This window comes from Citrobacter sp. HN-141, assembly GCF_033341895.1.
Classification (GTDB): Bacteria; Pseudomonadota; Gammaproteobacteria; order Enterobacterales; family Enterobacteriaceae; genus Citrobacter.
On record NZ_JAWPBF010000018.1, the window covers coordinates 67,341 to 78,672 of the forward strand.

Sequence of the window (11,332 nt, forward strand, 5' to 3'; positions counted from 1 at the left end):
CCAATTTATATGATGAATACTTCGTTACCACTTAATAAGTACAAAAAATGAGTAACCGAACAATAAATGTTAAATCCTTACTGAGGGCTTTTTAGTGGCAAATGCAAACAAACTCACGCTCTTTATCGTGATCTTCATGCTGGCGGGTATCCTGTCGGGTGCGGTGATCCACTCTTATGCCTCCCCCGGCGTCGTTACCGCCTGGGCCGATAATATTACGCTGCTCACCGACATCTTTTTGCGCCTGATTAAGATGGTGATTGCGCCTTTAGTATTCAGTACCCTGACCGTGGGTATTATGCGCCTGGGCGAAACCTCAACTATCGGGCGCGTGGGCGGCAAAGCGATGATCTGGTTTATCAGCTCTTCTATTCTGTCTATTCTGGTCGGTCTGTTTGTGGTCTCTCTCGAACAACCCGGCAGCGGCCTGAACCTGGCGATCCCGCTGGAAGCCACTGATACCGGCCTTGCCGTCGGTGGTATGAGCCTGAAAGGTTTTCTGACGCATACCATTCCTACCAGCATCGCCGAAGCGATGGCGAATAATGAGATCCTGCAAATCGTCGTGTTCTCAATGTTCTTCGGAATCGGTGGTGCTTCGCTCGGCGAAAAATTTAACGCCCCGCTGGTTGCCGCACTGGATGTAGTCTCCCACATTATGCTGAAGGTGACCGGCTACGTGATGTATGTTGCGCCGCTGGCTATTTTTGCCGCCATCTCTTCCGTTATCTCCACCCAGGGCCTGGGTATTCTGCTCAACTACGCGTCGTTCATTGGTGGTTATTATGTAGCCATTTTGCTGACCTGTCTGGTCCTGCTGGCCGTGGGTTATGTGATGCTGAAAAAAGAGGTGTTCCGCCTGGTCAGCATGCTGAAAGACCCGGTTCTGGTCGCCTTCACCACCAGTAGCTCCGAAGCCGCTTATCCGAAAACGCTGGAGCAATTAACCAAATTTGGTTGCTCGCCCAATATTGTGTCATTTGTACTGCCTATCGGTTATTCATTTAACCTGGTGGGTTCCATGGTCTACTGCTCGTTCGCCTCTATGTTTATCGCACAGGCCTATAATATTCACCTCTCCTTCGCGGAAATTACCGTGCTGATGTTGACCCTGATGCTGGCGTCCAAAGGGATTGCCGGTGTGCCGCGTTCTGCGCTGGTGGTACTGGCGGCAACCATCCCAAGCTTTAATATTCCGGTTGCAGGAATTTTGTTACTGATGGGTATCGACCATTTCCTCGATATGGGGCGCTCAGCGATCAACGTATTGGGTAACGGGATTGCAACGGCGATGCTGGCACAGGATGAAGGTTTACTGGAAGAAAGCGAGTCTTCAGAAAACGTCACAGAGCAAATTAAGGCTTAACTTTTTTAAGACAAGAGCGAGCTAAGTAAACAAGAGCAGCACATCAACAAAGATTACCCCAGCCATAGACTGGGGTATTTCAACAACAGCTGGATGATAATTTACATCAATTACCAGCTGTAGCGTACGAGCAAACTACCGCTGAGATCGCCATAGTCATTACGTCCTTTTTGACCCGCCACTTGTCCAGTGATACTCCACTGGCTATTCAGATTCGTCTGGATACCCACTTTCACTTCGGCGCGATCTGCCGGAAGATCCTGCTTCACCTCAGCACCATCAAATGCTACGGCAACATCATCACTGGTGTGTAACCAGTTCACCTCCGCAAACGGCTGGATCACCGACGTGGTATTCTTGTGCAGCTTGCCATCTACCCGCAGTCCGAGGCGCGTGGTCCAACTGTCACCGTTTTGTCCGTCAATACGCGTTCCATTCTGCACAACCGCGTCCGCTTTATATTGCTGCCATGTCACCTGAGCCTGCGGCGTCAGGCTGACAGTATTCAGGTTCTCAAGTCCGATGTCGTATCGATAACCCGTTTCCACAGAGACCGCGCTGGCCGTTGAATCATAATCCGTTGACCCGACATCACCGTTATCGACGCTGTTATTGTACAGCCCATACTGGTACCAGCTATCCACATACAGTCCGCTATGGTCCTTCGCATCCGCAAACCAGGTGGCATAAGCCCCAAGATTGTAACCGGCTACGTTACCACTGGCAGAGAACTGGCTCCCATCCGCCCCTCGGTTACCGGTGCTGTCCGTATCGGCGTTGATATAACTCACCATCAGCCCTGCTTTCAGGCTCTGCACGCTATCATCCCAGCTCAGTATATCGCCACCGATCTGGAGCTGAGAATAGTTGTTGTCAATATCCACATGACCGTCTGCAGCGGTTGACGACGCTTCACCTGCTTTAAAGCGCATCCACATACTGCCGTCATCGGTACGTAATTGACTCCCTTCGCGGTCATAAAGGGTCTGCATTTGCAGATTACGCGCCATCCACTGGTTGCCCAGATAAGCGCCAATATCTGCCCGGTACTGCGGATCTACCGGCGTAACATCACCGCCGTCATCCGGATCTACCGGCGTAACATCACCACCATCGTCCGGGTCTACCGGCGTAACATCGTCGCCGTCATCAGGATCTACCGGCGTGACAGCCTGCGAACGCAAATACCAGTCACCACCGTCTTCATACAATCGGTATTCATACAAACCTGTCTGCACCTGATTACCCTGAGTAAAAACGCCATCAGACTGACCGCCGACATCAATCACTTCAATACCTTTTGTAGTTAACGCCCCTTCCCCGCCGATGTTATTGACATAGAGCGTCGTACTACCGGAAGTATCACCAGTGATAATCACTTTATCCGTCGGTGAATTGTCATCCCCTAACTGCGTGTTCAGATAAAGATCACCGTCACCACCGTGATAATTCCCATTAATCGTCAGCGTTTTGAATTGTCCGTTCTGTGAAGGCGTATCAAATACAATATCTCCGGCATTATTTAATTGAGTTAAAGAAGAATCACCGGTAATTGTCCATTGCGTCTGTTCAGCCAGTGAGAGATTCAGCGAGGAGTCTACCGTCGGATCGGTGTTAACAAACGTCGCCCCCACAAACTGCGAACCAGACACCATATCCAGTGAAATACTGCCTTCACCCGCGCTAATGATATCGCCCGTAATATCCATTACACCTGAACCGGTCACGGTGCCGCCGGGTAAGAGATTTCCCGCACTGTCGGTAACAAGCGGAACAAAAATAGCGACGCCATCCTGGGTTTTAATGGTGGTGTCACCGGTCAGCGATATTGCCCCGCCCTGCTGAACCACCGCCCCATAACCATTTGCCCCACTCGCTGTCACATCAATGGTCAAGTTTTCACCATTAATTATTCCCGGACGGCTTAAATCATTACTTCCTATCGCCCAAAGCCCGTAAGAGTTATTCTGCCCACTCATGATAATATCGGTATTCGCGATATTAACCGTTGCACCGTAATACTGGGATGACACGCCGTAACCATCGATCGCGTAAATAACATTTCGATTGTCGGCATCCCCTTTAAAATCAAGAGTACTCCCGGAGGTCGCAGCGATACCGCTGGTCGCAGCGCCCGACATGGCAGAACTTCTGCCGTCAACAACGCTGCCTGCGCCAATCATCACATCGCCCCCCTGCGCAATGATGCCCACAGACTGAGCGGTATTGACGGTAAGCGCATCCGCGTGGAATTCGCCCCCCATCACCCAGAGGGTCGTCGCCTTTCCGGCTGCGCTTATGACACTGTTTTGGCCTAAATCCATAAAACCCGTGCTCATTGATATTGCATTTACCTGCGGTCCAGTCACATCAATCGTCAGATTATCTGCAACAAATTCAGAACCTTTTGCCGCGGGGTTTATTGTTATTCCAGCCCCATCATAGAACCCGGTGATTGAGATGGTCGATCCGCTGCCCAAATCAATGCGTGATCCGGTCCCATTAATAGCGATGCCACGCGTGGTACACCCTCCTGTGCGGCAGTCCAGAGTCGTACTGATATTAATATCCATATTATTGGCGATGAAAGTAGCATCAGGCCCCGTAACGGAGATGCCTTCGGCAAGATCGGAGGTACCATTGATGGTTACGCTGCTGTTATCGCCCAAATCAACATGATTATTTTTACCCAGCTTCAAACCTGTCACAGAACCATAATCTGTTGCCAGTCCTGTTGCCGTGACAGTGAGTTGGTCGGCATCCAATACGCCATCAGTACCTATCTCAATACCGGTTGTAATATTATTGCCCTCTGCAACCACCTGGCTGTTTTTACCTAAATCAATTTTGGCATTACCCGTACTTTGAATCCCCCACGCGATGTTGTCTTTACTCGTAGCATGGATAGAACCATTATCCATGGTGAAAGTACCACTCCCGTCTAATAAATAGACACCGCGGGCATCACCTATCCCACCAATACTATAATCCGTTTCAGTTATGGCTGTAATAGAGCTTCCACTACCCAGATCGACGTTACTGTCTTTGCCTGTATTTCTAAACCCATAAACATTATTTTTACCCGAAACATCAATATTAATACCGGATGCTGTTACTTCTGTACCCGAGTTATTACCTGAAATCAAAATCCCGCTGGTATTTTTACTTGAATTTTGTGTGCCATCCGTATCGGTGACATGGATTTCGGTATTCGTGCCTAAATCATTTTGGGTGCCATTATCCAGTGAAACACCGGTAGACTGGGTTTCACCAGATACGTTGATAATTGCTTTTCCTTGAATCTGTAAGCCATCACCGCCGGTAGTGATGCTCTCAACACCCGTGGTATTTGTTTGTCCGCTAGCCGTAACGACATCATTATCATTCAGAATGATCGATGCACCATTTTGTGGGCCTAACTCTGCAGCATTGACAGCAGCAGTACAGATTAATGTTGCGAGGCCTGTTACCTTGATGCTATTACGCATTCCATTATTACCGCGGGAAAACTCACCAGCAACTACAAACATATTACGCGCCGCACTCCAGACTATATTATATATAGCATTCATATTTAGTTCCCTCTACGCCAATAGAAAAATCAGGAGGCACAATTTCATTATATATTCATGAGCAATATAATTTACTTCAAAAAATAAATTATCTATATATTGCACAGATGGATTATATTATATGTGCCAGCATGCGACGGATACTATAAAGATTCGCTGATTTTAATTAAAGAAAAAAATATAAATAAACTAAGTGAATGAAATAACAATAAACATTCAAAATTGAAATCAAACAGCTATTATTACTTAACTTCCCTACGCGCAAAATTAAAAGCAAAACGCCCTCCATATTGTGGAGGGCGTTTAATAACTGCCAGCTAAATATTACAAAGAATGATAATATTGACTACTTTTATGCCATATGCGAAGCCGCGATATCCAACAGCGCCATCTCTTCGCTGTTCAGCAATTTCTCAATATTAACCAGAATCAGCATCCGGTCTCCCAACGCGCCCAGTCCCGTCAGATATTCCGTTGACAGCGTAACCGCGAATTCCGGTGCCGGTCGGATTTGATCGGTCGTCAGCGACAGCACGTCAGATACGCCATCCACCACAATCCCAACCACCCGTTGACCCAGATTCAGCACAATCACCACGGTGTTTTCGTTGTAATCCACATCGCTCTGGCTAAATTTCACCCGCAGATCAACAATCGGCACAATCACGCCGCGCAGGTTAGTCACACCTTTAATAAAGGCTGGCGTATTGGCAATACGCGTAACTTGATCGTAGCCGCGGATTTCCTGCACTTTCAGGATATCGATACCGTACTCTTCATCCCCCAGCGTAAACACGAGGAATTCCTGACCTGACGGTTCGCCGGCCAGTTTAGTTACATTACTCATACCGGTCATATTCTTCCCTTTCTTACTCAATCAGGCGGCTGTGATTGCCACACGTTGTTCGCGGTTTAACCCCTGCAATGCAGAGACATCGACAATCAGCGCGACGCTACCGTCGCCGAGGATCGTTGCTGCGGAAATGCCTGGCACTTTGCGGTAGTTGCTTTCCAGGTTTTTTACCACCACCTGATGTTGACCAATTAACTGATCGACCAGCAACGCGTAGCGACGCCCTGCACTTTGTAAAATCACGACAATACCCTGAGTTGCTTCGGTTTTTGCACCTTCAACTTCAAAGACTTTCCACAACTCAACCAACGGTAAATACTCACCACGCACTTCCAGAACGCGCTCTCCCCCGGCCAGCGGATGGAGATCTTCTTCCCGAGGTTGCAGAGATTCCATCACCGCATTCAACGGCAGAATAAACACTTCATCGGCTACACGAACGGACATGCCATCAAGGATAGCCAGCGTCAGCGGCAGCAAGATACGGATGGTTGTGCCCTGGCCCTGTTTCGACTGGATCTCAACGTGCCCGCCCATCTCCTGGATATTTCGCTTCACCACGTCCATACCGACACCACGCCCGGAAACATCCGTCACCTGCTCGGCGGTCGAGAATCCCGGGGCGAAGATCAGCATGCCGACTTCGTCATCGCTCATGTTTTCGTGGATTGGCATCCCCTGGGAAATAGCCTTCGCCAGGATACGCTCGCGGTTCAGACCCGCGCCATCGTCGGTCACTTCGATACAAATATTCCCGCCCTGGTGTTCGGCAGAAAGTGTCAGATTACCAATTGGACTTTTCCCGGATTCGATGCGTTTTTCCGGCAATTCAATACCGTGATCGAGGCTGTTACGCACCAGGTGCGTCAACGGATCGATAATGCGTTCGATCAGGCTCTTATCCAGTTCGGTGGAGCTACCGACCTGGGTTAGTTCAACCTGTTTACCCAATTTACCCGCCAGATCGCGCACCAGACGCGGGAAGCGGCTAAAAACATATTCCATCGGCATCATACGAATCGACATCACCGATTCCTGCAGATCGCGGGCGTTACGTTGTAACTGCCCCATGCTGGTGATGAGATCGCCATGATTTACCGGATCCAGTTCGTTCGAACGCTGAGCCAGCATTGACTGTGTGATGACCAGTTCACCCACCAGGTTAATCAGCTGATCGACCTTCTCAACCGCCACGCGGATACTGGTTGATTCGCTGGCACGGGCAGGTTTCTCACGCTCTGCTCGTCCATGCGGCGCTTCGTTGGCGGTCGCTTTGGCCACCGGCGCAGGTGCAGCAACCGGCAGCGGCTGTGGTTCGACAACATCTGCGACGGCTGGCGTTTCTGCAGCAGTCGGCGCGGCAGTGATGGTTTCGAACTCAATCTGATCCGCTTCAATGACGAAACAGAGCACAGCAATAATGTCATCTTCAGCGAGGCTACCGTCGATCGTTGCCGACAGCGTATCGGCACCTTTAACCACATCGCTTAAGGTCGCCAGATTCCCCAGTTCCTCTTCCAGTAAATCGACTTCACTGGCTTTCAGACGCGAGAGAATGATGCGCTTTTTGATCTCTTCAGCGACAGGGGCGGCTTGTGCAACCACCTCGTCTGGTATCGCCGTGCTATCAACAACGCTCAGTTTGGCGCTATTGACCACCGCGGGCGCGGTTTCACCTTTTGCTTCGAGCGCTAACTGTCGTAACGCATTACAAATGTACTCAAAGCTGGCGGCATCCGGCTCCTCTGAGTTTTTATAGGCGTCGAGCTGTTCCTGCATAATATCTTTCGTTTCCAAAAACAGGTTGATAATGTCGGCATTGAGCTGCATCTCGCCACGCCGCGCTTCATCCAGCAGGTTTTCCATCAGATGGGTCGTTTCCTGCAAAATGGTAAAGCCGAAAGTGCCCGCCCCGCCTTTAATCGAGTGCGCTGCACGAAAAATGGCATTCAGCTGTTCGGAGTCCGGGGCTTCAGGCACCAAATCCAGCAGGTGTTGCTCCATGTCAGCCAACAGTTCGTCAGCTTCATCAAAAAATGTCTGATAAAAATCGCTAATATCCATGCTCACGCTATCACCTCGGATTGGCTGGTGGCGATGTGGGAACGCTTGCCGGCGGCAGCGCCACCGGCTGTTGTAAGACACTTACCGGCTCATTCTGGCTTTCAGCGTTTTCATGCAAAATGGCCTCTTCGGCCTGCTTATTCAGAACCAGCAGGCTTATACGGCGGTTGATGGCGTCCTCGGGACCGCGATCGCTCAGACGCATCGTGGCGGCCATACCTACCACCCGTAATACTTTTCCATCATCCAGTCCGCCGCTGACCAGCTCGCGACGCGATGCATTGGCGCGGTCGGCAGACAGTTCCCAGTTGCTATATCCCTTCTCGCCGTTGGCATAGGGATAATCATCCGTGTGACCAGAAAGACTGATACGGTTTGGGATCCCGTTCAGCACCGGCGCAATCGCCCGCAAAATATCACGCATGTAAGGTTCAACCTCTGCGCTTCCGGTTTTAAACATCGGGCGGTTCTGACTGTCGATAATCTGTATCCGCAGCCCTTCCTGGACCAAATCAATTTTCAGATGTGGGCGTAGTGCACGCAGCTTAGGATCGGATTCAATCAGTTGATCGAGATCGCCGCGAAGTTTGCTCAGGCGGCTTTGCTCCATACGCTTTCTCAGATCATCTATGTTGGGCTGCTTGTTCACTTCCCCCTGCTGCTGGGTGTAATCATCACCCCCACCAGGAATTGGGCTTTGGCTGTTCGAGATCCGATTTCCGCCCGTCACCGCAGTGGCCAGCGGAGTACGGAAATATTCGGCAATTTGAATCAGTTCTTTAGGGCTGGAGATGGAAATAAGCCACATCACCAGAAAGAAGGCCATCATCGCGGTCATAAAATCGGCGTAGGCAATTTTCCACGAACCATGCGCCCCACCACCGTGATTTTTATGTTTGCGTCGCTTTACGACGATAATGGGATGGGCCTGATTTTTCATGCGTCCTCGGTCGTCTGCTGCGCTGCTGGATTCCTCACCGCACGAACATGCTCTTCCAGTTCGATAAACGAAGGACGCTCGCTGGAATACAGCGTCTTACGACCAAACTCGACCGCAATCGGTGGCGCGTAGCCATTCAGATTGGAGAGCAGAGTTATCTTCACGCACTGCATCATCTTGGTTGTTTCAGCGCTTTTCTGTCGCAGGACGCTGGCGAGTGGGGAAATAAATCCATAGGCCAGTAAAATACCGAGGAATGTCCCTACCATCGCATGCGCAATCAGCGAACCCAGCTCAGCCGCCGGACGATCGGCAGAAGCCAGCGCATGGACAACCCCCATGACCGCCGCCACAATGCCGAACGCCGGTAATGAATCACCGACCATCGCAAGGCTGTTAGCCGGAACTTCGGCCTCACTTTCATGCGTCTCAATCTCTTCGTCCATCAGCGCTTCAATTTCAAACGTATTCATGTTGCCGCTGATAATCAGACGCAGATAATCGACAATAAAATCAAGCATCACCGCATCCGCAAGAATACGCGGATAGCTGGCGAAAATTTCACTCTCTTTTGGATTTTCGATATCGCGTTCCAGCGAGAACATGCCCTGCTGACGTGACTTGGCCATCAGGCGATACAGCAGCGCCAGCAGATCCATATACATCGCTTTGGTGTATTTTGAACGACGAAAAAGCATCGGGATCGCTTTCATCGTCCCTTTGATGGCTTTCCCGTTATTGCCGACGATGAATGCCCCAATACCCGCGCCACCGATAATCACCAGCTCAGCCGGTTGATAGAGTGCCCCAAGGTGTCCGCCGGTCATCATGTAACCGCCGAAAACTGTACCAATAACAACCAGGTAACCTAATAAGATAAGCACGACATCATCCTTTCGCAATTGACTATGACAGGATGCGCAGTCGGGCAGTTAACTCACGGTCAGGACAAAAAAAAGCAGCGGTAATCGCTTACCGCTGCTGGAGTGTTTATCCACACCGTTTCAGTTAAACAGCCTGTTCGATCTGTTCATCCAGCAGTTGTGGAATAATATCGGCAGCATTCTGGGAAAGTTTACGTCTTTTTACGGCTCGCGATGGCGGCTGACATAAACTGCAGGCAAAGCTGCCTGCGGGTTGGTGCGCGTGGGTAATAAAATTTCCGCCGCAGCAGTTACAGGCGGACAATTCAAGCAAACCACTGTCAACAAAACGGACCAAGGTCCACGCACGAGTAAGCGCCAACAATGGCCCTTCTTCTGGCTGCGGGCACTGCTCAAGGTATAACCGATACGCTTTAATCACGGCATCCACGCCGCTGCACAAACCGGTTTTAAGCAGAAATTGCCATGCATTACAAAACATCGATGCATGAATATTTTGTTCCCACGTCATAAACCAGTCGGTGGAAAACGGAAGCATCCCTTTTGGCGGAGGACTACCGCGTAATTCTTTGTACAGCTTGATGAGTCGGCCACGGCTTAATTGCGTTTCGCTTTCCAGCATTTGCAAACGGGCGCCCAATGTGATTAATTCCATCGCTAACTGGATATCACGCGCTTCCTGAACAATGCTTTTTTCGCTCATCATCAAGCCCTTTTCTTACGCGCTGCGTCATCGATGTCGTTAAGCAGGCGTGTTGAAAGCATAATACCGGTATGAATTTGCTGAAGATCGTCAACGCGGGAATCTTGCGTCAAACGCGTTACAGTCTGATGATCGTCGAAACGGAAATGGCATACCAGTTGATTGGTTTCAGCCAATTTGACCATTTGAGGAAGTGTTAATGTTGCCAATGTATCCGCCATTTCCTCGCTGATACCCAAGCGGAACATTGCAGACGCTTTGTCCTGAACGATCAAACGCTGTGCTAGCAATAAATACGACAAATTGATGTCATAAATGTGTTTCAGCAACTCGGATGTATGCATTATTTGCATCCATAATAACCAACATTATTTTCATGCGGCAGAACCGCACCCCGTGATGTCGCCGGGAAGGCCCGGTAAAAAAAAAGCAAAAGGTCAAATACATAGCAACGTGATGGTGCTTACGCGTTGTCTAAACATTCCTTTCTTAGAATGCCGCGTCCCTTACAAGCTCACATCATTTCTTACAAATGTCTAAGATTTTTCCTAATTCGACGCAACTCTACCCGCCACCCGTTACACATACAACGTAGCCATGCTGCGAATTTAAAGAATATGTGACGCAGATCACATAATCAAGCTAAACACTTAACATAAATCCATCAGCACAGCTTTTATTTTGGCTATTTTTTAAACCGCCGTTATCTTTTTCGATTCCAGCCATACGAATAATCTTGCAATAAAAGCGAATAGTATTCTGTTTACGCACGTTAATATCACGCGCTGAAATAGCGAGCTGGATCACAGATTTAATAAGAAATGACATTTCAATTAAACTCTTTATAAACAAAGACTTAAATATTAAGACTGATTAATTAATACCGGACTGTGATAACCGTTTAAATGTTAATTGATGTGTACTTTTTATTAACAAATTGTTTTTATTAG

The 11,332-nt window shown here is 49.3% G+C and carries 8 protein-coding genes; 1 reads left to right on the forward strand and 7 read right to left on the reverse strand.

The window, feature by feature from the left end:
* The first annotated feature begins 94 nt into the window (after window positions 1-94).
* Window positions 95-1,366 carry a dicarboxylate/amino acid:cation symporter gene (locus RYZ59_RS19850; RefSeq protein ID WP_137381552.1) on the forward strand — a complete coding sequence of 424 codons (1,272 nt, stop codon included), beginning with the start codon at window positions 95-97 and terminating at the stop codon, window positions 1,364-1,366.
* A 110-nt stretch (window positions 1,367-1,476) separates the two neighbouring features.
* Here the strand turns inward: RYZ59_RS19850 and RYZ59_RS19855 are convergent, their stop codons facing one another.
* From RYZ59_RS19855 to flhD, 7 genes are all read right to left on the reverse strand, one after another.
* Window positions 1,477-4,938, reverse strand: a complete 3,462-nt coding sequence (locus RYZ59_RS19855) for an autotransporter outer membrane beta-barrel domain-containing protein (protein WP_318050269.1) — start codon at window positions 4,936-4,938, stop codon at window positions 1,477-1,479.
* Window positions 4,939-5,290: 352 nt separating this feature from the next.
* Window positions 5,291-5,794 (reverse strand): chemotaxis protein CheW, encoded by a 504-nt coding sequence (gene cheW, locus RYZ59_RS19860; protein WP_003839146.1) that lies wholly within the window; start codon window positions 5,792-5,794, stop codon window positions 5,291-5,293.
* Window positions 5,795-5,815: 21 nt separating this feature from the next.
* Complete coding sequence (cheA, locus tag RYZ59_RS19865) at window positions 5,816-7,861, reverse strand: chemotaxis protein CheA (RefSeq protein ID WP_202038378.1); 2,046 nt, start codon at window positions 7,859-7,861, stop codon at window positions 5,816-5,818.
* Between the two features lie 4 nt (window positions 7,862-7,865).
* A complete protein-coding gene (gene motB / locus RYZ59_RS19870) occupies window positions 7,866-8,795 on the reverse strand; it encodes a flagellar motor protein MotB (protein WP_005127690.1) in 930 nt (309 codons plus the stop codon).
* The gene (motA, locus tag RYZ59_RS19875; RefSeq protein ID WP_032939611.1) at window positions 8,792-9,679 is read right to left on the reverse strand and encodes a flagellar motor stator protein MotA; all 888 of its coding nucleotides are present in this window, start codon (window positions 9,677-9,679) and stop codon (window positions 8,792-8,794) included. Before motA ends, motB begins: the two co-directional genes overlap by 4 nt.
* Before the next feature lie 124 nt (window positions 9,680-9,803).
* Window positions 9,804-10,382, reverse strand: coding sequence for a flagellar transcriptional regulator FlhC (flhC, locus tag RYZ59_RS19880; protein ID WP_005127694.1), 579 nt, complete (start codon window positions 10,380-10,382; stop codon window positions 9,804-9,806).
* Window positions 10,383-10,384: 2 nt separating this feature from the next.
* A complete protein-coding gene (gene flhD, locus RYZ59_RS19885) occupies window positions 10,385-10,726 on the reverse strand; it encodes a flagellar transcriptional regulator FlhD (protein WP_040232414.1) in 342 nt (113 codons plus the stop codon).
* Between the last annotated feature and the right edge of the window lie 606 nt (window positions 10,727-11,332).